General features: G+C 38.3%; 26 protein-coding genes and 1 riboswitch. Of the genes, 9 read left to right on the top strand and 17 right to left on the bottom strand.

Annotated features, from left to right (window positions below):
• Positions 1-35: 35 nt before the first annotated feature.
• Positions 36-353 (bottom strand): hypothetical protein, encoded by a 318-nt coding sequence (locus A2U94_RS15705; RefSeq protein ID WP_025907495.1) that lies wholly within the window; start codon positions 351-353, stop codon positions 36-38.
• Positions 354-441: 88 nt separating this feature from the next.
• On the opposite strand from A2U94_RS15705, the gene A2U94_RS15700 reads away from it, so the two are divergent.
• Positions 442-1,020 carry a hypothetical protein gene (locus A2U94_RS15700; protein WP_138117435.1) on the top strand — a complete coding sequence of 193 codons (579 nt, stop codon included), beginning with the start codon at positions 442-444 and terminating at the stop codon, positions 1,018-1,020.
• Between the two features lie 98 nt (positions 1,021-1,118).
• Here the strand turns inward: A2U94_RS15700 and A2U94_RS15695 are convergent, their stop codons facing one another.
• From A2U94_RS15695 to A2U94_RS15680, 4 genes are all read right to left on the bottom strand, one after another.
• A complete protein-coding gene (locus tag A2U94_RS15695; protein ID WP_025907498.1) occupies positions 1,119-1,601 on the bottom strand; it encodes a hypothetical protein in 483 nt (160 codons plus the stop codon).
• Positions 1,601-1,978 carry a hypothetical protein gene (locus A2U94_RS15690; protein ID WP_025907500.1) on the bottom strand — a complete coding sequence of 126 codons (378 nt, stop codon included), beginning with the start codon at positions 1,976-1,978 and terminating at the stop codon, positions 1,601-1,603. The genes A2U94_RS15695 and A2U94_RS15690 overlap by 1 nt, the downstream gene beginning before the upstream one ends.
• A gap of 216 nt (positions 1,979-2,194) precedes the next feature.
• Positions 2,195-2,707 carry a hypothetical protein gene (locus A2U94_RS15685; RefSeq protein ID WP_025907501.1) on the bottom strand — a complete coding sequence of 171 codons (513 nt, stop codon included), beginning with the start codon at positions 2,705-2,707 and terminating at the stop codon, positions 2,195-2,197.
• A 206-nt stretch (positions 2,708-2,913) separates the two neighbouring features.
• Positions 2,914-3,297, bottom strand: a complete 384-nt coding sequence (locus A2U94_RS15680; RefSeq protein WP_025907503.1) for an OsmC family protein — start codon at positions 3,295-3,297, stop codon at positions 2,914-2,916.
• Between the two features lie 143 nt (positions 3,298-3,440).
• Between A2U94_RS15680 and A2U94_RS15675 the strand changes: the two genes are divergently transcribed.
• Positions 3,441-4,631, top strand: a complete 1,191-nt coding sequence (locus A2U94_RS15675; RefSeq protein ID WP_025907504.1) for an MFS transporter — start codon at positions 3,441-3,443, stop codon at positions 4,629-4,631.
• Between the two features lie 46 nt (positions 4,632-4,677).
• On the opposite strand, the gene A2U94_RS15670 is transcribed toward A2U94_RS15675, so the two are convergent.
• Positions 4,678-5,613 carry a cation diffusion facilitator family transporter gene (locus A2U94_RS15670; protein WP_025907505.1) on the bottom strand — a complete coding sequence of 312 codons (936 nt, stop codon included), beginning with the start codon at positions 5,611-5,613 and terminating at the stop codon, positions 4,678-4,680.
• A gap of 12 nt (positions 5,614-5,625) precedes the next feature.
• Complete coding sequence (locus A2U94_RS15665) at positions 5,626-5,943, bottom strand: ArsR/SmtB family transcription factor (protein WP_025907506.1); 318 nt, start codon at positions 5,941-5,943, stop codon at positions 5,626-5,628.
• 326 nt (positions 5,944-6,269) lie between these two features.
• Between A2U94_RS15665 and A2U94_RS15660 the strand changes: the two genes are divergently transcribed.
• Complete coding sequence (locus A2U94_RS15660) at positions 6,270-6,419, top strand: BH0509 family protein (protein ID WP_035319822.1); 150 nt, start codon at positions 6,270-6,272, stop codon at positions 6,417-6,419.
• Between the two features lie 208 nt (positions 6,420-6,627).
• Positions 6,628-8,544, top strand: coding sequence for a heavy metal translocating P-type ATPase (locus tag A2U94_RS15655; protein ID WP_025907508.1), 1,917 nt, complete (start codon positions 6,628-6,630; stop codon positions 8,542-8,544).
• 243 nt (positions 8,545-8,787) lie between these two features.
• Here A2U94_RS15655 and A2U94_RS15645 read toward each other — a convergent pair whose 3' ends face one another.
• Genes A2U94_RS15645 through A2U94_RS15635 form a run of 3 tightly spaced genes read right to left on the bottom strand, consistent with a single transcriptional unit; the run spans position 8,788 to position 10,481 of the window.
• Positions 8,788-9,624, bottom strand: coding sequence for a YihY/virulence factor BrkB family protein (locus A2U94_RS15645; RefSeq protein WP_025907509.1), 837 nt, complete (start codon positions 9,622-9,624; stop codon positions 8,788-8,790).
• A gap of 15 nt (positions 9,625-9,639) precedes the next feature.
• On the bottom strand, positions 9,640-9,984 hold the full coding sequence (locus A2U94_RS15640) for a hypothetical protein (protein WP_025907511.1): 345 nt from the start codon (positions 9,982-9,984) through the stop codon (positions 9,640-9,642).
• A 23-nt stretch (positions 9,985-10,007) separates the two neighbouring features.
• Complete coding sequence (locus A2U94_RS15635) at positions 10,008-10,481, bottom strand: low molecular weight protein-tyrosine-phosphatase (protein WP_025907513.1); 474 nt, start codon at positions 10,479-10,481, stop codon at positions 10,008-10,010.
• A gap of 148 nt (positions 10,482-10,629) precedes the next feature.
• On the opposite strand from A2U94_RS15635, the gene A2U94_RS15630 reads away from it, so the two are divergent.
• Both A2U94_RS15630 and ade read left to right on the top strand, forming a co-directional pair.
• The gene (locus tag A2U94_RS15630) at positions 10,630-10,851 is read left to right on the top strand and encodes a DUF1128 domain-containing protein (RefSeq protein ID WP_025907514.1); all 222 of its coding nucleotides are present in this window, start codon (positions 10,630-10,632) and stop codon (positions 10,849-10,851) included.
• 190 nt (positions 10,852-11,041) lie between these two features.
• Positions 11,042-11,143: riboswitch (purine riboswitch) on the top strand.
• Between the two features lie 77 nt (positions 11,144-11,220).
• On the top strand, positions 11,221-12,954 hold the full coding sequence (ade, locus tag A2U94_RS15625) for an adenine deaminase (protein WP_025907516.1): 1,734 nt from the start codon (positions 11,221-11,223) through the stop codon (positions 12,952-12,954).
• Positions 12,955-13,223: 269 nt separating this feature from the next.
• On the opposite strand, the gene A2U94_RS15620 is transcribed toward ade, so the two are convergent.
• On the bottom strand, positions 13,224-13,913 hold the full coding sequence (locus tag A2U94_RS15620; protein ID WP_025907518.1) for a CAP domain-containing protein: 690 nt from the start codon (positions 13,911-13,913) through the stop codon (positions 13,224-13,226).
• 418 nt (positions 13,914-14,331) lie between these two features.
• On the opposite strand from A2U94_RS15620, the gene A2U94_RS15615 reads away from it, so the two are divergent.
• Positions 14,332-15,543: an MFS transporter gene (locus A2U94_RS15615; protein WP_025907520.1), complete on the top strand. Its 1,212-nt coding sequence runs from the start codon at positions 14,332-14,334 to the stop codon at positions 15,541-15,543.
• A 13-nt stretch (positions 15,544-15,556) separates the two neighbouring features.
• Here A2U94_RS15615 and A2U94_RS15610 read toward each other — a convergent pair whose 3' ends face one another.
• The 4 genes from A2U94_RS15610 to hmpA form a co-directional block, all read right to left on the bottom strand.
• Positions 15,557-16,072, bottom strand: coding sequence for a type 1 glutamine amidotransferase domain-containing protein (locus A2U94_RS15610; RefSeq protein WP_025907522.1), 516 nt, complete (start codon positions 16,070-16,072; stop codon positions 15,557-15,559).
• 129 nt (positions 16,073-16,201) lie between these two features.
• Complete coding sequence (locus A2U94_RS15605) at positions 16,202-17,533, bottom strand: alanine/glycine:cation symporter family protein (protein WP_025907523.1); 1,332 nt, start codon at positions 17,531-17,533, stop codon at positions 16,202-16,204.
• A gap of 561 nt (positions 17,534-18,094) precedes the next feature.
• Entirely contained in the window at positions 18,095-19,384 is a 1,290-nt protein-coding gene (locus A2U94_RS15600) for a lysine N(6)-hydroxylase/L-ornithine N(5)-oxygenase family protein (protein ID WP_025907525.1), read from the bottom strand.
• 73 nt (positions 19,385-19,457) lie between these two features.
• Positions 19,458-20,660, bottom strand: coding sequence for an NO-inducible flavohemoprotein (gene hmpA / locus A2U94_RS15595; RefSeq protein ID WP_025907527.1), 1,203 nt, complete (start codon positions 20,658-20,660; stop codon positions 19,458-19,460).
• Positions 20,661-20,893: 233 nt separating this feature from the next.
• Between hmpA and A2U94_RS15590 the strand changes: the two genes are divergently transcribed.
• A complete protein-coding gene (locus A2U94_RS15590; protein ID WP_025907529.1) occupies positions 20,894-21,343 on the top strand; it encodes an RrF2 family transcriptional regulator in 450 nt (149 codons plus the stop codon).
• 72 nt (positions 21,344-21,415) lie between these two features.
• On the opposite strand, the gene A2U94_RS15585 is transcribed toward A2U94_RS15590, so the two are convergent.
• Together A2U94_RS15585 and A2U94_RS15580 are read right to left on the bottom strand one after the other, a co-directional pair.
• Entirely contained in the window at positions 21,416-22,480 is a 1,065-nt protein-coding gene (locus A2U94_RS15585) for a nitric oxide synthase oxygenase (protein WP_035319827.1), read from the bottom strand.
• A 122-nt stretch (positions 22,481-22,602) separates the two neighbouring features.
• Positions 22,603-23,538: a D-2-hydroxyacid dehydrogenase gene (locus A2U94_RS15580; protein ID WP_025907533.1), complete on the bottom strand. Its 936-nt coding sequence runs from the start codon at positions 23,536-23,538 to the stop codon at positions 22,603-22,605.
• A gap of 241 nt (positions 23,539-23,779) precedes the next feature.
• Between A2U94_RS15580 and A2U94_RS15575 the strand changes: the two genes are divergently transcribed.
• Positions 23,780-25,336 carry an ABC-F family ATP-binding cassette domain-containing protein gene (locus tag A2U94_RS15575; protein WP_025907535.1) on the top strand — a complete coding sequence of 519 codons (1,557 nt, stop codon included), beginning with the start codon at positions 23,780-23,782 and terminating at the stop codon, positions 25,334-25,336.
• Positions 25,337-25,411: the final 75 nt, after the last annotated feature.

Genomic DNA, 25,411 nt, shown 5'->3' with positions numbered 1-25,411 from the left:
GTTAATGGATTAATCAACTAAATGCGTAAATCAATCTACTCCTCTTTTAGCGTAAAAATTGTTAAAAGAGCTAAAAGAATTGTAGTAATAATGATTAGATTGAGAACAAGAACAGACAGATACTCATCGCGAATAATTAAAGCTACAATTGATATAGTTACCATTGCTCTTGTGGTATTAATATAATGATTTTTTTTACTACTGACTGCTAATTTTAAATGTATAACTAACTGTAAAAGAATAATAAAAAACAAAATAACAAGTTGTGCTAAGCTGATTCTCTCATAAAAATTATTAATCCATAATATTACTAAAGGGGGAATTAAATAAAAAATCTTATAAAATATGTTCATTTCTACCAAAAACCTCCTAATTTATGTTGAGGTATATTTTGGGTTATTATCTACAACATTATATTCTCATAAAATAGAAGGAAGTAAAATGGAAAAGTCTAAAAAACTATTTTTAATTACTATTTCACTAGTTTTCCTATTTTCTTTTTTAGGACCTTCGTTTTCCTATGCAGAAAATCAGGAAGAGATTAGTCCAGAACAGTTAGAGAGCCTCACATCTATAGATGGAACTATACTAGACTTGATTGATAGATTACCTGAATCAGTATCAGATCGGGGTATTGAAGCTTCAGCTAACTGGTTAAATAAAAATAAAGGTAAGGAACTATCCAATATCAAATTTTCTTCTGATTCAGAAAATATGTATATAACACAAACCGACAGTCCACAAGATAACACCTCTAATAATGTAGTTAAAGCTGCGGGGTGGGCTGAACTTTTAAAGTTAAAAAAAGCTGCAAAAGTGGCTGGGGGCTTAGAAAAGCTTTTTACGAAACTTATTAATTCTTACAAACATCAGCTCAACTTAGGCTACTCAAAAACAAATGCTGCGAAAAGAGCTGTAAACATTGTAGCAAATAACTTTCCAAAAGATTTAAAAGATGCTTTGTTAGAAGTACTGGGAATAGGCGGCGCTATAACAGCTTGTGGGGTGTTATTAAAGTAAGTATAGTATAGTAGAGTTAGTTATGTATTATTATTTCAGATACGAGAAAAGGTGATTTACCAATTGGTAATCACCTTTTCTCGTATCTATTATAATTTTCACCCTTTAAAAATCACAGCAATCATTTCATCTTCCGTCATGCTGCTATCAACTTCAAACGTGCCTGGACGAAGTTTGTTTTCCACACCTTGACCTTCTACCTTTTTGTAGAACTCAAAGCCGCTTTTTACGATTTTAGCTTTTTCAAGAATCTCACCAACATCAACTGCCGTCATACCAGATGACACGTTGATAATTGTGCGATAAACCGGCTCTTCTTCTTTTGGTTGCTCTTCTTTTTCTTCTTTCGGTTCTTTTTGAGCTTCCTGTGCTGCTTCTGCTTTCGCATCAGCTAACTGCTTGTCCAGTTCGTCTTGGGTTTGAACTATAAAACCTTTGTCTTCTAACTGCGTTTGCATCTCTTCTTGTGATAGCTCTTTAGAAGTTGAGGTTGAAGATGGCTCAAGCAAGTACACAATGCCCGTTGCGGTTGCTGCAACGAGTAAACCCATAGCAAAGCTGCGTAGCGTATTCGGTGTCATTATGCCATCATGCTCCCTTCATCTTTCTTCTTCGTGTAAGGAGCCAGCATTTGTTCCACTTCTTGTTGCGTATAGCCTTTCATTCGTCCTGCAATGCTTTCAAATGAATAGCCGCGCTTATGCATATCAATCATGTTGCGAAGGTCTTTGCGTTCAGGTGATTCTAGACCTAATACGCCTGATTTTTCTGCTGTAATCGCCGCATCGATTTCAAGAGTGCGGATGCGATCATTCAATTCATTCATTTCTTGTCCAATTGTTAACGTCAGCTGTTCTAACTGCTGGTCTGTATGAGTTTGTGATTGTTTTGTCTTTCTGAAAGATAAAATAAGCAATAAAATAGCTATGCCTAATAAAATAATTATAAGTAATCCCATGGTAAATCCTCCCTTATCTATACATCGATTATCTCATTCATACTGAATTATACATTGATAAAGTTGGTATTTCGAATCAAAGCCCTAAAACCAACCGATAGTCCTATCAGTATCTCAAGAAACCTTTAGCAATCAAATCTATCTTACTTGTCTTTTCCTTTTCTTTCAATCTTTTATTAGTTCTATATACCTATTATATATAAGTTGGTGCGTATCTTATTGATGTTCATGATACGTATCATACAAGCCTTTATAGTCATCTTTTAACTTAGCGACGTTAGTAGTATCATTGGAAATAACATCAATAACATCGGTACTTACATATAACAAATAGTCATTCGAATAAAATGAGATATACGCTGGTCTTCTTCCTTTTCTGATACTTAAACAATAATTATAAACATCGATAGAACTTAGTTTTTTGATAGAAGCATAGACAACTGCATTATTTTCATCTTCCGCTACTACGTGTTCTTGCCAATTATTCAGCTGCAGAATTCGACCAACTTTGGACTTAGCTGATTGGCGCTTTCCATTGAAAATATATTGCGAAATAAAAATAGCATTGATGTCTTTTCTCTCCTGAAAGACTTCGTTAATGATGCTTTTAAAATCAGCCAGCGATATTTCATAAAGATCAAACCGAATTCTATTGTTCTGATGAACTTGGAAAAAAGGTATCCCTTTCGTACAGTCAAAATCAATCGTAAAATCTTTTAATTTAACCAAATGATATCAAACTCCTCTTCTTTTTAGGTCCCAGTCCTAGGTTTCCAAACGTGTTACCTCACAATATATAGAAATATATTCCAAACATCTTTTTTATTATAGATGGATTTTAGTCAAAATTGAACCTTTATTTTACATGAAACAGCACAAGAATAATTACGGAAACAAAAAAAACCCCTCTCAAATTCAATCTGAGAGGGGCAAGCTTATGCGACTAATTCAAATGATTCCGTTACCTCAATGCTGTTAATAACAGATTGAAGCATTGAGCAATTCTTTCTAGCAAGCTCAATTGACTTTTCGATTTTATCGTGCGGAAGGTTTTCCCCGCTAATTTTGTAGTGTAAATGGATGCTTTCAATGCGATTTGCTTCTTTTTCGTTGCGCGTCACGTCTGCTGAAATGTGAATATCTTTAACCGCAATGCGCTTCTTTTCTAATATTTTGCGAAGAACGCCACCGCTACAAACCGCAATGGATGAAACCATTAATTGAAAAGGACGAAAGCCGTATTCATCATCTCCTGCCACCTGCAAATTTCCAAACGGTAAATCTGTTGAGAAACCAACTTCCTGCATTTTAAATTCCATTTTAAAATACCTCCTAGGGTTTTACTTCGTTATATCACGAAATGGAATAACACTCAAATAATTAAGTTCGCTTATTGTCATTTTCAGATAGGTTCTATAGGATTATACGTGGAGAAAAAACATCTTAAAACGAGGTCACTTATATGAACAAAACGTTGCGAACACGATTTTGGATTTTGGTTAGTCTAGTAGCAATTTCTGGCTTTAGTCAAGGTATGCTTCTACCCCTCATTGCCATTATCTTTGAAAAAGATGGGGTATCATCGACTTTAAACGGATTAAACGCTGCTGGACTGTACATTGGTATTTTATTAGCCTCTCCATTTATGGAGCCACTCTTACGAAAGCATGGCTACAAACCTATCATTATGTGGGGAGGAGCTTTAGTCATTTTATCCCTCTTTTTGTTTCCGCTTTGGAAATCCGTTACGTTTTGGTTCTTGCTTCGTCTCGCGATTGGAATTGGGGATCACGCTCTTCACTTTGCAACGCAAACGTGGATTACAGCCTTTTCACCTGTAGATAAGCGCGGACGCAACATCTCACTGTACGGCCTTTCTTTTGGTATTGGCTTTGCAGTCGGTCCTTTAATGGCCAATTTAGTTAACGTGAGTGAAACGTTACCATTTATTTTTTCAGCTTTCATTTGCTTAGTCACATGGGTATTTTTATTTTTATTAAAAAATGAGATTCCAACGGGTGACGAAGAAGTAAGCACAATGTCTTTTACTGCAACAATGAAGCGCTTTTCCAAAGCCATCAAATACGGCTGGATTGCTTTTTTACCACCACTCGGCTATGGGTTTCTAGAGTCTTCGCTAAATGGTATCTTTCCTATTTATGGATTACGAATTGGCTTAAACGTAGAATTTATTTCACTCCTGCTGACTTCTTTTGCAGTCGGTGGCATTATATTTCAGCTTCCCCTTGGTATGCTGAGTGATAAACATGGACGAAAGTTTGTTCTTCACTGGGTTTTGTTTTTAGGCTCTGGAGCGTTTTTACTGGCAACGCTACTAGAAGCAACAACGATTCCACTGTTAGCTTGTTTGTTTATCGGAGGTATGCTTCTTGGCTCTACGTTTAGCTTAGGAATTAGCTATATGACGGATCTCATGCCAAGCTCGCTGCTACCAACAGGTAACTTGCTATGTGGAATTGCCTTTAGCGTTGGAAGCTTAGCGGGACCGTACCTAGGTGGAACCTTTATCGGATTGTTTGAAGGATTAAGCTTTTTTGTCATTATTAGTTCTGTATTGTTTTTAATTTTCCTATGTATCTTTTTATTTAGTACATCGGTGCAGACGTATAAAGAGACTACTTTGTCAAAGTGAATAGAAAAGGAGGCTGCTTTATTACAGCCTCCTTTTCTATTCTCCTCTATACCTTCAGCTCACCATGCTCCAGTCCCGACTTCTCAACTTGAATCGTCGAATGCTCAATGCCACACTGCTCGTTCACTAAGTTCAGCGCTTTTTGTAAAATAGCCTGGCAGTCCTGGTCGTCACTTACTTGTAAATGACAGCTAAAAGAATGAAGTCCCGATGTAATCGTCCATACATGAATATCGTGAACACCTTTTACGCCATCAATTTCTTTAAGTAGTTCCTTGATTTTATTTATATCTACGTGTGCAGGAGAACCTTCCATTAGGATATGAAAGCTATGAGTTAATACTCCCCACGCACTTTTTAGAATTAGGAGTGCAACCACAACGGAAATAATAGGATCGGCAATATACCAATTAAACAAAAGCATGAGCAGCCCGGCAACCAAAGCGCCAACAGAGCCTAAAGCATCCCCTAACACGTGTAGGTATGCACTTCGCAAATTAACGTTATCCTTTACGTCCCCTTGTCGTAGCAGCGACCACGCACTAAGCAGGTTAGCACCTAAACCAATGGCTGCAATAATCATCATTGTACCACTCGCAACCGTTTGTGGATTTAATACTCGTTCATATGCTTCATAAATAATAAAACCTGCGATAACAAAGAGAGTTACTCCGTTAAACAAGGCAGCTAATACTTCGAAGCGATAATACCCGTACGTTTTTTCAGATGAAGCTGCACGGTTTGCAAACCAAATGGCTACAAGACTCAGTGCTAATGAACTTGTATCCGAAAGCATATGACCACTGTCTGATAGAAGAGCCAAGCTATTTGTGACAAGTCCTCCAATGAATTCTAAAATCATGATACCCGCTGTAATACATAAAGCAATAAGCAACCCTTTTTGGTTGCCTTCACGCTGCATATCAAAGTGTTGATGACCATGGTGATCATGGCCGTGATGGTGATGATGGTGGTGACTCATTCAATCTCCTCCCTATTCTTCATGCACGCATTCAATATGCTGAATCACTTGATTTAAAATACCTACAACATGTTCGTCTGCATATGTGTAAAAGTATGTATTTCCTTCTCTTCTGTATTTCACTAATCGTAAATTTCGCAAATAGCTTAGCTGGTGGGATACAGCAGATTGTGAAATATTTAATACTTCTGTCATATGGCCAACGGAACATTCTTCTTGAAATAGTAAATATAAAATTTTCATTCGTGTCGGATCAGAAATAGCTTTTAGCATGCGAGATGCTTCGTCGACTGTTCTGTCTGATAAAAAGTGATGGTCTTCTCTCTTCATTAAAGATTCCCCTTCCACAACATATGACATTATATGAGCATATGCTCATATACATGATTGTAAATTCAATAAAAATATTTGTCAACTGTTACTATTTCCAGAAATACTGTTTTCATTACTAAGGAGTCGCACGCTCCTTCGCTTCATTATTTTTGTATTTAATCGTTTAAAACTAGATACAGCGTCTGCAATTTCTAGGCTAAATCAACAATTTTAAAAAAATAAGCCTAATTTCAAAAAAAAGCTACACAAAATTCAGAAAACTGTTATATAATACAATTAATAATAATAATCTGTATTAAAACAGACTGAGAGGAGAAATAACAATGAGCAGACAAGAGCGCAAGAATATGATTATGTTTATTGAAACAATTAAGGGGTTTGATCGTGAGACGTTAATGTACATGACGGATGCTGATATTGAGCATGTTTATTCATCCGCATACCGACTATATGAAGAACACTTAGACATGTGAGCGCATATACTCTTTTTAGGTTATAAGCGCCATTTTCACTATTCCTTCTGTAGCTATTCCATGTTATACTTTTATTACTAATATATTCAAAAAAACTTTATAACAATTGTAAGACGTGCTGCTATCGCTGAGATGGCAGCTTTTGTGCTTTTTTAGGGGTAATGATTGTGATTATTCTTCTCAACTACTACATTATAGGAGGCTTTTTATGGAACAAACATTAGCAAAAAAACAAGAGAACCAATCGACTTCTTCATTTCTTGCTGGCATGCAGACACACGGTGAATTGATTGCTGCTCTTGCAAGCGGCGTGCTTATTTTAGTTGCTTGGCTTTTATCAAAACAAGATGCTTCGACCTTATCTATTACGTTATTCATTCTGGCTTATGTTATTGGAGGATTTGCCAAAGCTAAAGAAGGTATTGAGGAAACGATTGAAAATAAAGAACTAAACGTGGAAATGCTGATGATTATTGCAGCCATTGGTGCAGCTGTGATTGGCTACTGGACAGAAGGTGCCATGCTTATCTTTATCTTTGCACTAAGCGGAGCGCTTGAAACATACACCATGAATAAAAGTAGCCGTGAAATTAGTGCTTTAATGGATTTACAGCCTCAAGAAGCAACGCGCTTAAACGGAGATCATGAAGAAGTCGTAGCCATCTCTGAACTACAAGTGAACGATACGTTGCTCGTGAAGCCTGGTGAACGTGTACCGGTAGATGGCATTGTCTTATCAGGTGAAACAACGATTGATCAAGCAGCCATCACGGGTGAATCCGTTCCTGTTTTAAAAGCGGCTGATGAAGAAGTGTTTGCTGGTACAGTAAATTTAAAAGGGGCTATCGTCATTAAAATGACAAAGCCAAGTACGGAAACACTGTTTCAAAAGATTATTCAGCTTGTACAAAGTGCTCAAAGCGAAAAATCACCTTCTCAGCTATTCATTGAACGTTTTGAAGGAACCTATGTAAAAGTGGTTCTCTCTGTTGTTGCCATCATGCTGTTTCTTCCTCACTATGTTCTTGGGTGGAGCTGGACTGAAACGTTTTACAGAGCAATGATTTTACTTGTTGTTGCCTCTCCTTGCGCACTTGTAGCGTCCATTACGCCAGCTTCGCTTTCAGCTATTTCGAACGGAGCTCGTAAAGGAATCCTATTTAAAGGAGGCGTCCATTTAGAGCGATTAAACCATTTAAACGCAGTGGCGTTTGATAAAACGGGGACGCTTACGAAAGGAAAGCCTGAGGTAACAGATGTACTCGTTCGTGACGGCGTTTCTGAAGATGAGTTTTTAATTAAAATTGCTTCCATTGAGCGTCAGTCAAACCATCCGCTTGCTCAGTCAATTGTGCAGTTCGCAAAAGACAAAAGGAATCTTCAGCTACTTCAACCTGAATCTCTTGAAGATGTTCCAGGCTTTGGTGTTATTGGAACGGTCCAAGGTAAACAATGGAAGATTGGAAAAGCAGATTTCATTGGCAAAGATGATGCCACTTCGTTTAAAAACGGAGCTGCGGTAAATCTTGCTTCTGAGGGGAAAACCGTTGTTTATGCAAGAGATGAACACGGCGTTATTGGAATCTTAGCATTAAAAGACGTTGTACGAACAGAAGCAGTAGAAGCCATTAAAGTACTGAAATCACTTGGCATTCACACCGTCATGATTACAGGAGATAGTAAAAAAACAGCGGAAGCAATCGCAAAAGAATGCATGGTAGATGAATATATTTCCGAATGCTTGCCTGAAGCAAAAGTTGACAAAGTAAAAGAATTAAAAGAGAGATATTCGACTGTAGCGATGGTTGGAGACGGAATTAACGACGCACCAGCTCTTGCTACTTCTAATGTTGGAATTGCGATGGGAGAAGGGACAGACGTCGCGTTAGAAACAGCTGACGTTGTACTGATGAAAAACAATTTATCAAGAATTGCCGATGCTGTTAAATTATCTAAGAGAATGAACAGCATTGTTAAGCAAAACGTCATCTTCTCAATCAGCGTTATTTTCTTATTAATTTCGTCAAACTTCCTTCAAGTTCTTGATATGCCTTTTGGCGTTATTGGGCATGAAGGAAGCACAATTCTTGTTATCCTAAACGGACTGCGCTTATTAAAGTCTTAACACAAAAAGAGGCCCTTCACCAGGCCTCTTTTTTTATAAAAGCATATTCCTTAATGGTAGCCGTTTTGCCCATTTTGGCTATTACTTGTCTTATGCTTTGGATGGCTTTTTTTGTTTTGTTTCGTGTTGCTTCCGTCTTTTTTCGTATGTTTTGTCATGGTAAATCCCCCTTTCATTTCACCATTAGTATGCCCGCTTCCTACTCTTCGTTTCATACCAATATATGCAAATAGGGTGGTCGCCTTATGCTTTGATTGCTTTTTTTCGCTCATAAAAAATGGCGTTAATTTCTCCACCAATGACAATAATCATTCCTGACAAATACAGCCAGATCAACAATACAATAATGCCGCCTAAGCTCCCGTACGTTGCCGTATAGTTTCCAAAATTATTAACGTAATATGAGAAAATAAACGACACAACCGTCCAACCAATTGTTGCAAAAGCAGCTCCTTGTACAACATTTTTTAAAGTCAAGCGCTTGTTAGGAGCAAAATAGTATAAACCCATAAAGACAATAAACAGGATAATACCGCTAATAATCCACCTAGAAGCAGCCCATAATGATAAAAAGGTTTCAGATAATCCGAAGGTTGAGAACAGATAAAAGCCGACCATATGACCAAACACAGGTAATAACAGCGCCACAATAATCACGAAAATCATCGCAAACGTTAGTAATACAGCCATACCTCTTGCCACTAGAAAAGGACGATTCTCTTGCACATGGTAAGCACGGTTAAATGCTCGCACAATGGCATTAATTCCGTTAGATGCTGACCACATTGTCGCGATGATCCCAAACGATAACAACTTTCCGTTATGAGAGCCAATAATATTATCTAGATTATTTTCAATCATACTCATTGCTTGATCTGGCGCAAAGCTTTCAACAAGCTCCAATAAATCAGGTGCTTGAACGGGCAAAAAACCAATGAGCGTAATGAGAAAGATTAGAAACGGAAAAAGCGACAAAAGCAAATAGTATGCTAGCTCCGCTGACAGGCTTGGCAGTTCATCGTTATGAATGCGAGCTGCTAATTCTTTTATAAAAGCTACAATCTTTGTTGTGTCGGCCATATGCTCACCTCTCAATTATTTCTGTTCATCTTGGCCATACTTATGTGAGAAAGTCTCCTTTGTTGTTTTTACTACGTCTAATACCTGGGGAGTTGTTTTCTTAAGCTGTTCCACCTGTGTCGTTAAAAACGAAACATCATCGGATACTTGTTCAATTGTTTCACGCACAGCAGCATATTTTTCTTGAAGATTTTGCTTTACCTCATCTGGATGTTTAATCATATGTACCGTCTTATTTTTAACAGCCTTACTGTTTTCAATAACCGTTCTACGCGTATTTTTATCAAGCATTGAAATTGCAGCACCAGCTATTGCTCCAATAATAATCCCTTCAAGAAGTTTACTTTTTCCTTGACTCATATTCCCACTCTCCTCTTGTTTAGTTAGCTTAATTTGTGCTCTTTTATGATTTCTTCTACTAACTGCTTACATCCTGCTGTAACCAGGCCGTATACCTCATCAAAATCCCCCGTATAATAAGGGTCAGGAACATTTTCAACGGACAAATGTGGAACATAATCTAACAGACGCTCAATGCGTACATCACGATGATGTCCAGCCATACGTCTTAAGTTCCCCACGTTTTCAGCGTCCATGCCAATAATATAATCAAATTGATTAAGATCTTCTTCAATAACTTGGCGCGCTGTTAAACCTGTAACGTCAATTTGATTGTCCGTTAAAATACGAAGCGTTCCTTCATGAGGTGGCTTGCCCTCATGCCAGTTTCCTGTTCCGGCTGAATCAACCTCAATTTGCTGTTCGAGCCCTTTGTCTTTTACGAACTTTCGAAAGATTGCTTCTGCCATTGGAGAGCGACAGATGTTGCCAAGACATACAAATAGTACTTTAACCATAGTTTCGACTCCTTTCTCTTATTACAAACATTATATACAAGCCTTTTCATTTAAGAAAACCCTGTTTTTGGTCAAAGAGTTTGACAACACAGTGTTCTTCTTATCAAAACATGTTACAATGAGAAAAAAGCTCGGAAGGATGAACATAGTGGATTTATCAGTAAAGTCTCCAGAAAACATTACGTTTATGATTGATCAAATTAGCGAAAAGCTTCGCATGTTAAACATCGGTGCAATTAAAGGCGATGCTTTTGATGAAGAAATGTACGAGGATTTAAAATATTTATATGAAATGGTTATGCGTAAAGACTCATTCAGTCCAAGTGAAATGCAAGCAATTGCAGAAGAATTAGGGGCGTTACGCAAGTAAGCTTAAGCTTCACAAACGCCGTCAATGCCTGCTCTGTACATTGGCGGCTTTTTCTTACCCACATCACTTCTTCCAACTTCACGACATTCGTTTATTTTTCTTTAAAACATTATACGAGTAGAATATTCGCAAAAGTCTTTCTTTTCCAATAGTAATTGACGACTTCTCAAAATACAGATACAATGTATCGCAATACCTATAAGCATACACTCGTATAATCTTGGAAATAGGGTCCAAGAGTTTCTACCAAACTACCGTAAATAGTTGGACTACGAGAGTTGAACATTTTTATACCTCTATATTACTTCCGAGCGGTGTTCTACTCTTTTTAGTCCTTCATTGTTTCACAATGAGAGGAGATAAACCATTATGTCAAACCATTCACTTAAAAAGCAAATTGCTGTTGCAAATAAACAAATTCCAGCTGACTTAGTCATAAAAAACGGACGTATTATCGATGTGTTTACATTAAGCGTTCTTGAAGCAGACATTGCCATCGCGGACGGAATGATTGTTGGCCTTGGTGAATATGAAGGCAAACAAACAATCGATGCGACTGGCAAATATGTCTCACCTACTTTCATTGATGGCCATGTTCATATTGAGTCATCAATGGTCACACCGAAAGAGTTTGCAAAGCTTCTCGTACCGAGAGGCGTTACCACTGTCGTAACTGACCCTCATGAAATTGCCAACGTTTCAGGCGAAAAAGGCATTGAATTTATGCTCCAAAACTCTGAAAACCTTCCGCTTGAAGTACTTATTAACTTGCCATCAAGCATTCCAGCTACTCCGTTTGAAAGCTCTGGAGCTGTCTTAAAAGCAGAGGACTTACGACCTTTTTTCAATCATGAACGCGTGATTGGTTTAGCGGAAGTTATGGACTTTCCTGCTGTCCGTGATGCGAACGATGATATGCTTGCTAAACTTCAGGCAGCCAAAGATCATCAAGGCGTAATCGATGGCCATGGAGCCGGATTGGATGCAACAGGGATTAATATTTATCGAACAGCTCACATTTCAACGGATCACGAATGCGTAACAGCTGATGAAGCACTCGAGCGCGTTCAGCGTGGCATGCACGTCCTTATCCGTGAAGGCTCTGTTGCCAAAGATTTGAAGCAGTTGCTGCCGGCTGTTAATGAGCGCAACGTTCGACGATTCTTATTCTGTACAGACGATAAGCATCTAGATGATTTGCTAGCCGAAGGATCTGTTGACCACAACGTTCGCCTTGCAGTGAACGAAGGTTTGGACCCACTTATGGCAATCCAAATGGCATCATTAAACGCAGCTGAGTGCTACGGTTTAGCGCAACAAGGTGCTGTTGCTCCTGGATACAAAGCAAACATCATGCTATTTGATGAACTAGAAAATATTTATGCGTCAACGGTTATTACAAATGGAGAAGTAGTGGCCAAAAGCGGCCAGCTTGTCGTTGAACCGGCTAATGAAACAAACGAGCCTAAAGACTTGATGCACTCGGTAAATTTGAAATCTATTTCCATTGAACAGCTGCAAATTAACATGAAGAACAATAAAGCAAATATTATTGAAATCATTCCAAACCAGCTTATTACCAACCACGTAGTGGAAGAAGTAGTAGTTGAAAACGGAACGTTCACGATTGATACAGAGAGAGATCATTTAAAATTAGTCGTGGCCGAGCGCCACCACCAAACGGGCAATATCGGCCTTGGGATTGTCAAAGGGTTTCAATTAAAAGACGGAGCCATCGCAACAACGATTGCTCACGACTCTCACAATGTTGTAGCTGTTGGTACAAATGACCGGGATTTATTGATGACCATTAAAGAAATGGAAAAAACCCAAGGTGGAATTGTACTCGTAAAGGATGAACAAGTGCTTGCTTCTCTTCCACTTTCAATTGGAGGCCTCATGTCTCCTCTACCTTACGAACAAGTAAACAAAGAGCTTCACGTTCTACATGAAGCATTAAAAGGATTAGATATTAGCGATGCCTTCAATCCATTGCTTACTTTATCTTTTTTAAGCTTACCCGTTATCCCATGCTTAAAATTAACGGATAAAGGACTTTTTGACTTTATGAGCTTTAAACATATTGATATAGAAGCGAATTAATTCACAAAAAAGCTCACTCTCGTAATGAGAGTGAGTTTTTTATTTATACGTACGCGTAGACGTTGTTGAACGATTCTTTCGGTTTTTATAGTACTGGTAGCCTTCTTTCATTAAAATAGGGAATACAGCTACTATGATTTTTTTTAAAATTCTTCTCATGCGCATCGCACCCTTTCCTTGTCTTATGACATTAATTTACCCGACTTTCTTTAATAAAAAACATAAAAAAGCAAGCAGATTTTCTTCTGCTTGCTTTCTTGTGTCATGAATTATTTTGAAATAAACATTTGTGTCCAGTAAGTTGAATCTCCTTCAACAAAGCCTACACCGATGTGAGTGAAATCAGGGTTCATGATGTTTTTACGGTGGCCATCACTGTTCATCCAGCCTTCCATTACTTCTTCAGGTGTTTTTTGACCTTTTGCAATGTTTTCACCTGCAGATGAATATTCAATGCCAAATTGCTTCATCATATCAAATGGTGAACCGTACGTTGGTGAAGTGTGGTCAAAGTAACCTTTATCCATCATGTCTTTTGATTTTTCACGAGCTACGTCACTTAGTTCTGTGTCAAGCTCAAGTGGTTTTAAACCTTCTTTCGCTCGCTCTTCGTTTACTAATGTAACTACTTGTTGTTCAAACTCGCTTACGTTTTTTGCTTCAGCTTTTGAATCTTTAGATTCTGCTGGTTTTGCTTCAGCTTGCTGAGCTGGCTGTGCTGCTTCAGCTTTTGGCTGTGCTTCTTTCTTAGCTGGTGCTGCCGCCTCAGCTTTTTGTGGTTGAGCATTGTATTTCTTTACTAACTCATCGACATTTATATTTTGTGCTGCTTGAGCATCTTTAATAGTAATTTGCTTTGGTGTGTTGCAGTCAGGTGCAGCTGCGTTAGCTTGTCCTGCTGTTAATAAGCCGATTGAAACGGCACCTGCGATTGTAGCAATACGGAACTTCTTATTCATGTTGTAAATTCCTCCTTGAAAGATATCTGTATTTGTAGACAGCTACGCTACAGAATGAATCTGCTAATCTCGCGTTGCATATTCATTGTTACATGGATTCATAGATTCAATCAACCGCTTTTCCGTTACCAAAATTAACTAGAGTTTTTTGTAATTTTTTTTAATATATCGCTAGCCCTTGGTATTCCTCACTTTTCCCCTCTCTTTTTCCATTCTATTAAAATCGCTAGTAATATAACTGTAAATATAGCGTTACAAACGTTACAAGAAAAGAATGAGAATAATAGGAATGAGACCATTTTATATCCTTTTTTACCATTCAAGAAGATGTTTTGTGATATGATTCAGTGTGTAGATTCATTTAGAAACACGAAGTACTTTGTCGACATACTTACTAAAATGATCGGGGAACGATATTATGTGGAAAAATCGCAATGTATGGATTTTGCTGTTGGGTGAGCTAATCGCTGGATTAGGTCTATGGATGGGGATTATCGGCAATCTAGAGTTTATGCAGGCTAAAATCCCTTCTGATTTTATGAAATCAATTATCTTAGCCATTGGAATTGTCATTGGGGTTGCCCTCGGTCCTCTTGCTGGAAAGCTTACTGACCAATTACATAAAAAGAAAGTAATGCTAGCAGCCGGATTGCTTCGAACAATCAGCGTCTTATTTATGCTGCTTGCATTAGCAACTGATTCAATTGGCTGGATGATTGTTTTCCTTATTTTAATTCAAATTTCTGCTGCATTCTATTTTCCTGCTCTGCAGGCTACCCTTCCCCTTGTTGTAGATGAAAAAGAATTACTTCAGCTAAACGGCGTATACATGAATGTTTCTACGCTGTCTAGAATTTTAGGTACAGCATTGGGCGGTGCTCTTTTAATGATCATGCCTTTACATACGCTTTACCTCTTTTCATTCGCTGCTTATCTCGCTTTATTTTTATTAACGATGCTATTAAAAGTTGACGATGACAGCGTGTCGAAGGTTGGGGAACATGTAAAAGAAAAGCGGGATTTTAGCACGTTATTCCCAATGATTAAGCAGGAGCCTATTGTTTCAATTACGCTTATCATGCTGTTGATTCCTTTATTATTTATTGGTGGCTTTAACTTAATTGTCATTAACATTAGTGAGCTTCAAGACAGCGCAGCTATTAAAGGCTGGATCTATACAGCTGAAGGAATTGCATTTATGCTCGGTGCGTTTACTGTTAAACAACTCACGAAATATATAAGCCAAGTTCAAATCTTATTTGTTTTTTCATTATTTGTAGGGGTTTCACAACTCATGCTCTACATGGCTACAAATTCTCTTATTACTATCATCGCATTCACAATTTTCGGCTTTGCTATCGGCTGCTTTTTCCCTGTTGCAGCAACGATTTTTCAAACAACCGTACCAAAAGACTTTCACGGTCGCTTCTTTTCGTTCCGTAATATGCTTGAACGTATCGTCTTTCAAGTTGTGCTTCTAACAACGGGCTTCTTGCTAGATAGCATTGGTTTTCAATTAATGACGGTTGCTTTTGGAATGGTCTCTGTTGGTCTTACCACCCTCTTTTACATTTGGTATCGCCAAACTCGTCAACGAGTCACTTTAAACAAGAAAAAAGCGCTCAGCTGAGCGCTTTTTATTCTTATGATAATACATTTACTGATTCACGAATGAATGCAGGTAAATCATCAGGTGTACGGCTTGTAACTAGTTGGTTTTGGCACACAACAACTTCTTTATCATGGAAGTTTGCGCCTGCGTTTTTCAAGTCAACCGCAATTGACTTATAGCCTGTAATATCGCGACCTTTTAACGTATCTGCATTAATTAAAAGCTGCGGGCCGTGACAGATGGCCATAACCGGCTTTTTCTCATCCATAAATGCTTTTGTAAATGCAACGACATCATCGTTAGCGCGCAGAATGTCAGGTGAAAAACCTCCTGGTAAGAATAAAGCATCAAACTCTTCTGGCTTTACCTCTTTAATACCTTTATCAATGCTGATCGTTGTTTCTCCTTGCTTACCTTTTACTGTTTTGCCGCCTTCAACGTCAATCGTTGTTAGCTCATGACCTGCTTCTTTCAATGCTTTGGCAGGGTCTGTATATTCCACATCTTCAAATAAATCTGTTACTAATACTGCGATTTTTTTACTCATCTCAACAAGCAACTCCTTTATTTCTGTGTAATAGCTTTTGTTCTATAAATAATGTACCCTTGTCTTTTCACCTTAAACATGGAATTTACAAATGATATGTACAAAAAAAGCTTTGCTGACCGCAAAGCTTTACCATTTTGTCTTATATTCTTTATAAATTTTGACTACAACAGGGCTCAAAATAAAGAGCGCGATTACGTTTGGCAGAACCATTAATGCATTGAATGTATCGGCTAAGTCCCATACAAGCGTAACGTTTAAAGTAGATCCTAACACAATAAAAAGTAGTACAAGCGCACGGTAAACGCTGATTCCTTTTTTTCCAAACAGATAATTGATATTGTTTTCTCCAAAATAGTACCATCCTAAAATGGTTGTGAAAGCAAAGAAGAATAAACAAATTGCAATAAACGGGTGGCCAAACTCGCCGAGACCCCTTGTAAAACTTTCTTGAGTTAACTGGATACCATTTAAGCCCGTTTCATAGGATTTCGTCATGATAATGACGAGCGCTGTTAGGGTACAAATAATGACGGTGTCAATTACAACCGCTATGATAGCAACTAATCCCTGCTGAGCAGGATGTTTTACGTTTGCCGCAGCGTGAGCATGAGGCGTTGAGCCCATTCCTGCTTCGTTGGAAAATAACCCACGTGAAACCCCATAACGAATAGCTTCTTTAATTGTTGCGCCGATAACTCCACCAGTGGCAGCAGCTGGATTAAACGCTGATTCTACGATTAATATAAACGCATCCACGATTCCAGAGAAATTTGCGAATACGATAACTAAGCTTCCTCCAATATAGAAAAGTGCCATAAACGGTACAACAAATTCAGCAATTTTTGCGATTCGCTGAATTCCGCCAAAGATAATAAAGCCAATTAATACCGCAACAATAATTCCTACTGCAACGCGTGGAATATTGAACGTATCAAAGGATGCTGCGATGGAGTTTGACTGCACCATATTTCCGATAAACCCAAGTGCGATAATAATGGACACGGCAAAAAAGCCCGCTAACCATTTGCTCCCTACTCCTTTTCGGATATAATAAGCAGGTCCTCCAACAATCTGGCCATCTTTCTCTTCTTTATATTTCTGCGCAAGAACTGCCTCTGCAAAAATCGTGGCCATGCCGAAAAACGAGCTAACCCACATCCAAAAAATAGCCCCAGGTCCTCCCAAAGCAATAGCTGTTGCAACACCCGCTAGATTTCCTGTCCCAACCTGAGCAGCAACTGATGTTGCCAACGCTTGAAAGGGAGAAATTCCATCTTTATTGTCAGGGTTCTTTTTAAACATTCCGCCAAAAGTTTGAACAAATGCTTGTTTGAGCATTGTTACTTGGATAAAGCCTAAGCGAAATGTATAAAGGATACCAATTCCCAATAAAAATGTAATCATAAACGGCCCCCATAAAAAACCATTTATGCTATTTATAAATTCTGATATGTTCACTTTTTCTACTCACCTCAAATACTATAATGGTTAAATCAACATGTATGTTTTATCCACACTTCTACCTTCTACTTTGACATAACAAAATAAGAGGTAGAAGTATCGATGCGATAGACACCGAACCATATCCTTTGACAATACTGAGACAAAACTCCTGATTTATTGAACACAATTATGTCATTATACCGAAAAAAAATAAAAAGACAAAGTAAGTTTTTAACTGTAAACACTTACATTTCTCATAAAAATGAGGATGGTACATAAGTATTTCATTCAATGATATATCCGAACTATTGAGAGTTATCTCTTTTTTATACTTCAGTTGTTTGTTGACTTGGAAAACAAGTTTAAAAAAAGAGTGGAATAGAGCGTAGGACACGCGACTCCTGCGGGAACTGGAGGAAAAACTGAGATCGCTCAGCGAAGCGAGGAGGATCAGGTTCCTCCCCGCCGAAAGCGAGTGTCTGTAGTGCAATGGAACGAACGCTTTCTGACAACTTAATTCGTTTAGAACAGTCACGATTCTTCTTTGAGAAGGAATCATGTAGTTATGTCACACCCTCATTCAGGTAAATCAAATTGTTGAAAGGTCGTGTTAAAGGAAACAGGATAAATTTCTTTACCCGCAATTGTATTAACGATACATTGATTTCGTTGAACAGATAGCCCTAAGTTTGTTGCGCTTGAACCATGGGAATGCTCAATATTTGTTAGCGTAAACATGTAATGGTCACGAGGGGTTTTGAACTGCAAGCGATAGTCTTTCATTACTTTAAAACGCTTATCATCTTCCCATTCAATTTCATTGTGAAATTTACCCATCCATTTTGGCAAGTGTGGTTTATAACCCGTTGCGAGAACCACTCGATCAGTTTCGTAAGCGAATTCTTTATTTGTTTGCTTTTGACGGCAGTGTAAGTGATAGCCACCTTCATTTGTTATTCCTTCTACTTCGATTGAAGCTCGAATCGTAACCGGAACCTCACCTTGAATCGAGCGATGATACATTAAATCATAAATATGCTGAAGAGTGGAAGCTTCAATCCCATTTCGTAAAGGATTTAAATCTTCTAACGCTTGGATTCGTTCTTTAAAAGGAAGATCATGAAAATGCTGAACATAATCTGGTGAGAATAGCTCTTGAGCAAGCTTTGACTGATCTAACTGCTGAAAGTTTGAAGAGCGAGTAAACCAACTCAGATGATAGCCATATGTAGGCTGATTTTTTAAAAGGTCATAAAAAATCTCTGCCGCGCTTTGACCAGAACCAACTACGGTAATATGATGTCCTTGTTGTAAATGCTCTTTGTGCTGTAAATATGAACTGCTATGTACGACATCATTTCCCAGGGAATGTTTTAGACCTTTTGGTACGAATGGAACTGCACCTGTTCCGAGCACCACATGCTTCGCATAAAATAGCTCCTCTTTATTGCTCTTCGTCTGCTTCACAGTTACTTCATATCCATATTCATGATTCTTTACATCCACAACTTCATGTTGAAAATGGCACGATTTAAGCTGGGCTTCTACCCATTTGGCATATTCGTTATACTCCTGCCTTGGAATATCGAATCGATTAAAATAAAAAAATGGATACATGCGCTTTTGCTTATGGATATAGTTTAAAAATGTATAGGGACTAGTCGGATCAGCAAACGTAACTAAGTCTGCTAAAAATGGTACTTGCAAGTCTGTTCCGTCAATTAACATACCGGGATGCCACTCAAATTTCTCTTCTTTATCAAAGAACACCGCACTTATTTCTTCAACAGGCTCAATTAAAGCAGCAAGTCCTAAATTAAATGGGCCAATACCGATTCCAATCACATCATATACTTGTTCGTTCATTAAAAAACTCCCTTTCATCAAAAAAAGCTAACAGTTTATAGTCCTGTTAGCTTTTTACCCGTTCTACGCAAATTTATTCAGTTACCGCTACGCTCATTTTAGGGGTAAAAGCCTCAAAATGAATACTTTCGCTTTTCACTCCTATTGCCTTTAAGCTTTTAATCATTTCTTCCATAAATAATGGTGAACCACAAATATAAAAAGAAGCTTCTGTGTTTTTACACCACTTCTGTAAGTCGTCGCGAATAATACGTCCAGCTTTTTGGTCATACGTTCTGTCGGCATCTACATCTCCGTCACTATATGCTACGTGGTAGCTAAACGGATACTTAGCGAAAAGCTCCTGTAGCTCATCTTTAAAAATATGCTGTTCTTTCGTTCTCACTGCATGAATAAACGTAATATCTCGATGCTCTTCAATGGATTTTTTCAACATTGGCATTGTTGGCGTTATGCCAACTCCTCCGCTAATCAAGACCACTGGATGCTCTTCGCTCTGCTCTAAAACAAAGTCACCAGCAGGCGCGCTCATTTCAATTTCATTTCCTACTTCTACATGATCATGTAAATAAGCTGATACTTCCCCTTCTGCTACATTCACTTCTCGTTTTACCGTAATGCGATAGTATGACTGGTCCCCAAAATCAGATAAGCTATATTGACGAATAGACATAAATTCCTCTGAAGGTACCTGAACACGCACACTTACATACTGCCCTGGTAAAAAAGTAGGTAATGGATTTTGATCGACCGGTTTTAAATAGAAAGAGTACACATCACTCGACTCTTTAACTTTCTTAGCCACCACAAACGGTTTATAATCACTCCATCCACCTTTAGCACCTTCCGCTTGCTCATACATTTCTTTTTCGACAGAAATAAAAATGTCAGCAATGTCTCCGTATGCTTTCTTCCATGCTGCTAAAATATCATCGGTTGCGCTATCTCCAAGGACCTCTTTAATAGCCCCAAGTAAAAATTCACCTACAATCGGATAATGCTCAGCTTTCACACCAATGCTTCGGTGTTTATGAGCAATTTGTTTCACAACAGGAACCAATACATGGAGCTGATCGATATGCTGTGCGGCTGCATATACCGTGTTAGCAAGAGCGGTTTGTTGGCGCCCTGTTCGTTGATTTGTACGATTAAATACGTTTAATAACTCCGGATGAGCTTCAAATAAATTTCGATAAAAACAGGTCGTAATTTGTTCACCATACTGTGCTAAAACAGGAGCCGTGCTTTTTACAATATCAATTTCATGCTGATTCATTTTGTTGTCCTCCTAAAAAGATATATTTAATATATATGTTTTAAAACAAAAAAGATATATCAAAAATACATCTTTATAATACCCTAAACTTCTTGAAAAAAATAGCTACTTCTGAAAACCGCAATAAATAATTCACAAATTAGCAATGTGCGAAACAAAGAGCAACTTGCTATTCCTGTCGGAAACAGTCATGATATGATTAATAAAGTTAGTACAGAAAGAAGCGTGAAACTATGAGGCTAACACAGTATACGGATTATTCCTTACGTGTGCTGCTTTACTTAGCTGTTCGAGATCGTCAAAGCTTAAGCAATATTAAAGAAATTGCGGACGCTTATCAAATATCAAAGAATCACTTGATGAAGGTAACCCATGAACTAGGAAAGCTTGGATTAATAGAGACGATCCGCGGGCGTAAAGGCGGCATTCGATTAGCAAAAAACCCTAAAGAAATTAATATTGGTGCTGTCGTGCGCCAAACAGAAGAAGATTTTCATATTGTTGAATGTTTTAACAGCGAGCTTAATAAATGTACAATTTCTCCTTCATGCAAGCTCAAGCATGTGCTCTACGAAGCCATGCAAGCTTTTATCAAAGTACTTGATGGTTATACGCTTCAAGACTTAGTTATGAACAAAGATGAGCTAAATTTCTTATTGTTATCCGGTCAACAAAAAACCTGAACGATTAAAAGTTATGAACTCTCAATCGTTCAGGTATAGTAGAGGCTGAATTACTTATGTCTCAGTCTCTTTTTAATATGGTTTCTTCTGATAAAAATAATTCGGTGACAGCACCTTGTTTTTATAAGGCTTGTGAAAAATATGCGTCGTCGCTGGTGAAACTGGTGGGGTGAGCCACGTCCAGTTCCCCGTTACTTCTCGTCCATTTTTCTCTTCACGCTCTTCAAATAAGCGAAACTGCTGGGCAGCTGTATGATGATCAACGATACTGACACCTTGCTCTTTAAAAGAAGACAGGACGGCCACATTTAGTTCAACAAGCGCTTTATCCTTCCATAGCGTTGCGTTATAGCGAGTATCTAACCCCATAATAGAGGCAACTTTAGGAAGCATATTATAACGATCTGTATCCGCTAAATTACGCGCGCCAATTTCTGTGCCCATATACCAGCCGTTAAACGGTGCAGCTATATATTCAATCCCACCAATTTCCAGATTCATATCAGAAATCATCGGCACTCCATACCATTTAAGCTGTAGATCAGCAAATCCTGCTATCTCTGGGTGAGTAATAGTGACTTCCTTGACAAGTTTCTTAGGAATCGAGAACCACTGCGGCTTCTCCCCATTCACTTGAATAACTAAAGGAAGCAAATCAAAGTGCGTACCGGCTCCTTCCCAACCTAACTCTTGGCACACTTTCGTAAATTCATTGGATGCGGCATCACCAAGCTGTCCATATTCCATTTCATAGCCTGCGTACCTCAGCAGCTGATGATTCCAGATTCGTACCGGCTCTTTCTCACCTGCTTTTGGTTTAAAAACCGTAATCGTTGAGCGAATTTTCCCATCGTTAGTCGCATACTCAATATGCTTATAAAGAGCATCGCGTACTTCTTCAACAGTTGATGCTTCACGCTCATCAAACACGTGAAGAGACTGCCAAAATAAGCGACCGATACATTTGTTGCTGTTTCTCCAAGCCATTCGAGCACCATGTTCAAGCTCATCAAACGTGTGAGTGTACGTTCCTGTTTCTTCAATTTCTTTTTGAACCTGCACTAAACGCTCAGCAGTTTCTTCGGCTCTATCAAGCTCTATATAACAAAGGTGAATAAATTCACTCGCTTTTATCATCAAGTCTTGTTTGTTCAATTTTGTTCACTCCTAGAAGAACAACTTCTTGCTTTTAACCGCAAGCATTCTTCAGTATACCATTACCTTGAATCAAAAGCTTTTTACAATGTTTATTTTATACGTCAGTATCCTCGATTAAGATCTACTTTATTTTCTAACGGTTTGTCCGCTTCAATTCGATCTAGCGTATCAAAAAAACAAGCAACCGCTTCTTCAGGCGTCGTAACAGCCGAAATATGAGGTGTAATTACGATGTTCTCATGCTCCCATAGCATATCAGATTGAGGTAGCGGTTCCACTTCAAACACATCTAAAAATGCCTTTTTAATTCTTCTCGTATTGATAGCTTCTATAAGTGATACCGTATCAACCGTTGCGCCTCTTCCTACATTAATAAAGTATGCACCTTGTAAAATATTCATCCACTCCGCATTAAACATACGATTCGTTTCAGGCGTTAGCGGCAGTGTATTAATGATCCAATCTGCTTGTTTTACATGCGATGCTTCATCACCTGTTGCTACAACCTGATGAAAATGTTGGTTGCTTTTGCCACTTCGAGAAACTCCTATTACTTGGACACCAAACCTTTTTAACATTTCTGCAATAGACTGTCCAATTTCACCAGTTCCATAAATAACAACTTTTTGACTTGATAACAAAACAGGTTCCAATGGCTCCCATTTCTTTTCACGCTGTGCTTTTTGAAAAGCAACATGGTACTGAAGCTCACTCAGCATATAGCTTAAACAATACTCGCTCATTCTCGCTCCAAATGAGCAAACGGTTCTTGTCAAAATAACATCGTCTTTCCAACTATCTAATTTGACGTAGCGATCTACACCTGCTCCTAAAGAATGAACCCACTTCATTTGATGAAAGGCAAAGTTTTCAACAGGATAAAAGCTCATATAAGCATCTGCCCACTTCAAGTCCTCATCGTTTATATTTTTTTCATCAACGTAGCGAAAAGTCTTGCCTCGCTTATCTTCTCTTTCAATGATACCCTCTAATTCTTTATACATGCGGCTTGTGACCAAAATGTTTTGAATCTCCACTATCTGCTCCCCCTTGCTTCAACCTATATCCTTGTTTCTTATTATGAAGCATGAAATAGAAACAATCGAGTCTGAAACATTTATTCATTCTTTTTTTCTGAAACAACCGCCTAAACATCACCTGTTACGGAATGACATAATATTAGCATGGATTTATCTCTCTAATTTCGCTATAATCGGGGGTGGATTACTGATAGATAAACAATCATCGATTGATTTTAAATAGAAAAGGTGTGTAAACATGAGCGTACTAACGGTTAAAAATTTAAGTCATGGCTTTGGTGATCGCGCAATTTTTAATGATGTTTCATTTCGCCTGTTAAAAGGTGAACACGTAGGTTTAATCGGAGCAAACGGAGAAGGTAAATCAACGTTTATGAACATTATTACAGGAAAGCTCGAGCCGGATGCCGGAAAAGTTGAGTGGTCTAGAAAGGTTCGTGTCGGTTACCTTGACCAGCACACTTCTCTTGAAAAGGGATTAACAATCCGCGACGTTTTAAAAGGTGCGTTTCAATACTTATTTGACTTAGAAGCGCAGATGAACGGACTATATGAAAAAATGGCTGACGTCTCTCCTGAAGAACTAGAAAAGCTTCTGGAAGAAGTGGGTACAATCCAGGATTTATTAACGAATAATGATTTCTATGTCATTGATGCTAAGGTTGAAGAAATCGCTAGAGGGCTAGGGCTAGAAGATATCGGATTAGAGCGTGATGTGCAAGACTTAAGCGGTGGGCAGCGTACAAAAGTCCTTCTTGCGAAACTCTTGTTAGAAAAACCAGAGATTCTTTTACTTGATGAGCCCACTAACTATTTAGATGAGCAGCATATTGAATGGTTGAAACGTTACCTACAGGAATACGAAAATGCATTTATTTTAATCTCGCATGATATTCCATTTTTAAATAGCGTTATTAACCTTATTTATCATATGGAAAATCAAGAGTTGAATCGCTATGTAGGCGACTACGATGATTTTATGAAAATCTATGAAATGAAAAAACAGCAGCTAGAAGCAGCTTATAAAAAGCAACAGCAAGAAATGGCTGATTTAAAGGATTTTGTGGCTCGAAACAAAGCTCGTGTGTCGACACGAAACATGGCAATGTCTCGACAAAAGAAGCTTGATAAAATGGAGGTTATTGAGCTTGCTCAAGAGCGTCCGAAACCAGAATTCAACTTCAAACCTGCACGTACATCCAGCAAGCTGATTTTCGAAACAACAGATTTAGTCATTGGGTATGACGAGCCGTTATCAAAACCACTGAATCTCCGCATGGAGCGTGGTCAGAAAATCGCATTATCCGGTGCGAACGGAATTGGTAAAACAACGCTATTAAAAAGTATTTTAGGTGAAATCAAACCGCTATCTGGTTCTGTTGAAAAAGGAGACTATCAGCACATCGGCTACTTTGAACAAGAAATCAAAAAAACCAATTATAACACATGTATTGAAGAAGTCTGGAATGAATTCCCTCACTTTACGCAGTACGAAATTCGCGCTGCGCTTGCGAAATGCGGTTTAACAACGAAGCATATTGAAAGTAAAGTTGAAGTATTAAGCGGTGGAGAAAAAGCAAAGGTTCGCCTATGTAAGCTCATTAACAATGAAACCAACATTCTTGTTCTCGATGAGCCTACCAACCACTTAGACGTAGATGCCAAGGAAGAATTAAAGCGTGCTTTAAAAGAATACAAAGGAAGCATTTTGCTTATTTGTCACGAACCTGAGTTTTATGAAGACGTTGTAACGGACGTATGGAACTGCGAAACGTGGACAACAAAATTATTTTAATTTTTTCATCACTATGTGCATATAAAGGAAAAAAGCGGGAATGCTATTAGTAAGTTCCCCCCCCTTTGTATTGAG

The organism is Bacillus sp. VT 712, from assembly GCF_001614195.1.
GTDB lineage: Bacteria > Bacillota > Bacilli > Bacillales > Bacillaceae_H > Priestia > Priestia flexa.
The sequence above is the reverse complement of the archived record's forward strand: the minus strand, read 5'-3'. Positions and strand labels throughout refer to the sequence as shown.

What these genes read in the sequence shown, in the direction of transcription:
- A2U94_RS15705 (WP_025907495.1), bottom strand. Translation starts at nt 353, where the DNA reads ATGAACATATTTTATAAGATTTTTTATTTAATTCCCCCTTTAGTAATA.
- A2U94_RS15700 (WP_138117435.1), top strand. Translation starts at nt 442, where the DNA reads ATGGAAAAGTCTAAAAAACTATTTTTAATTACTATTTCACTAGTTTTC.
- A2U94_RS15695 (WP_025907498.1), bottom strand. Translation starts at nt 1,601, where the DNA reads ATGACACCGAATACGCTACGCAGCTTTGCTATGGGTTTACTCGTTGCA.
- A2U94_RS15690 (WP_025907500.1), bottom strand. Translation starts at nt 1,978, where the DNA reads ATGGGATTACTTATAATTATTTTATTAGGCATAGCTATTTTATTGCTT.
- A2U94_RS15680 (WP_025907503.1), bottom strand. Translation starts at nt 3,297, where the DNA reads ATGGAATTTAAAATGCAGGAAGTTGGTTTCTCAACAGATTTACCGTTT.
- A2U94_RS15675 (WP_025907504.1), top strand. Translation starts at nt 3,441, where the DNA reads ATGAACAAAACGTTGCGAACACGATTTTGGATTTTGGTTAGTCTAGTA.
- A2U94_RS15670 (WP_025907505.1), bottom strand. Translation starts at nt 5,613, where the DNA reads ATGAGTCACCACCATCATCACCATCACGGCCATGATCACCATGGTCAT.
- A2U94_RS15665 (WP_025907506.1), bottom strand. Translation starts at nt 5,943, where the DNA reads ATGAAGAGAGAAGACCATCACTTTTTATCAGACAGAACAGTCGACGAA.
- A2U94_RS15660 (WP_035319822.1), top strand. Translation starts at nt 6,270, where the DNA reads ATGAGCAGACAAGAGCGCAAGAATATGATTATGTTTATTGAAACAATT.
- A2U94_RS15655 (WP_025907508.1), top strand. Translation starts at nt 6,628, where the DNA reads ATGGAACAAACATTAGCAAAAAAACAAGAGAACCAATCGACTTCTTCA.
- A2U94_RS15645 (WP_025907509.1), bottom strand. Translation starts at nt 9,624, where the DNA reads ATGGCCGACACAACAAAGATTGTAGCTTTTATAAAAGAATTAGCAGCT.
- A2U94_RS15640 (WP_025907511.1), bottom strand. Translation starts at nt 9,984, where the DNA reads ATGAGTCAAGGAAAAAGTAAACTTCTTGAAGGGATTATTATTGGAGCA.
- A2U94_RS15635 (WP_025907513.1), bottom strand. Translation starts at nt 10,481, where the DNA reads ATGGTTAAAGTACTATTTGTATGTCTTGGCAACATCTGTCGCTCTCCA.
- ade (WP_025907516.1), top strand. Translation starts at nt 11,221, where the DNA reads ATGTCAAACCATTCACTTAAAAAGCAAATTGCTGTTGCAAATAAACAA.
- A2U94_RS15620 (WP_025907518.1), bottom strand. Translation starts at nt 13,913, where the DNA reads ATGAATAAGAAGTTCCGTATTGCTACAATCGCAGGTGCCGTTTCAATC.
- A2U94_RS15615 (WP_025907520.1), top strand. Translation starts at nt 14,332, where the DNA reads ATGTGGAAAAATCGCAATGTATGGATTTTGCTGTTGGGTGAGCTAATC.
- A2U94_RS15610 (WP_025907522.1), bottom strand. Translation starts at nt 16,072, where the DNA reads ATGAGTAAAAAAATCGCAGTATTAGTAACAGATTTATTTGAAGATGTG.
- A2U94_RS15600 (WP_025907525.1), bottom strand. Translation starts at nt 19,384, where the DNA reads ATGAACGAACAAGTATATGATGTGATTGGAATCGGTATTGGCCCATTT.
- hmpA (WP_025907527.1), bottom strand. Translation starts at nt 20,660, where the DNA reads ATGAATCAGCATGAAATTGATATTGTAAAAAGCACGGCTCCTGTTTTA.
- A2U94_RS15590 (WP_025907529.1), top strand. Translation starts at nt 20,894, where the DNA reads ATGAGGCTAACACAGTATACGGATTATTCCTTACGTGTGCTGCTTTAC.
- A2U94_RS15585 (WP_035319827.1), bottom strand. Translation starts at nt 22,480, where the DNA reads ATGATAAAAGCGAGTGAATTTATTCACCTTTGTTATATAGAGCTTGAT.
- A2U94_RS15575 (WP_025907535.1), top strand. Translation starts at nt 23,780, where the DNA reads ATGAGCGTACTAACGGTTAAAAATTTAAGTCATGGCTTTGGTGATCGC.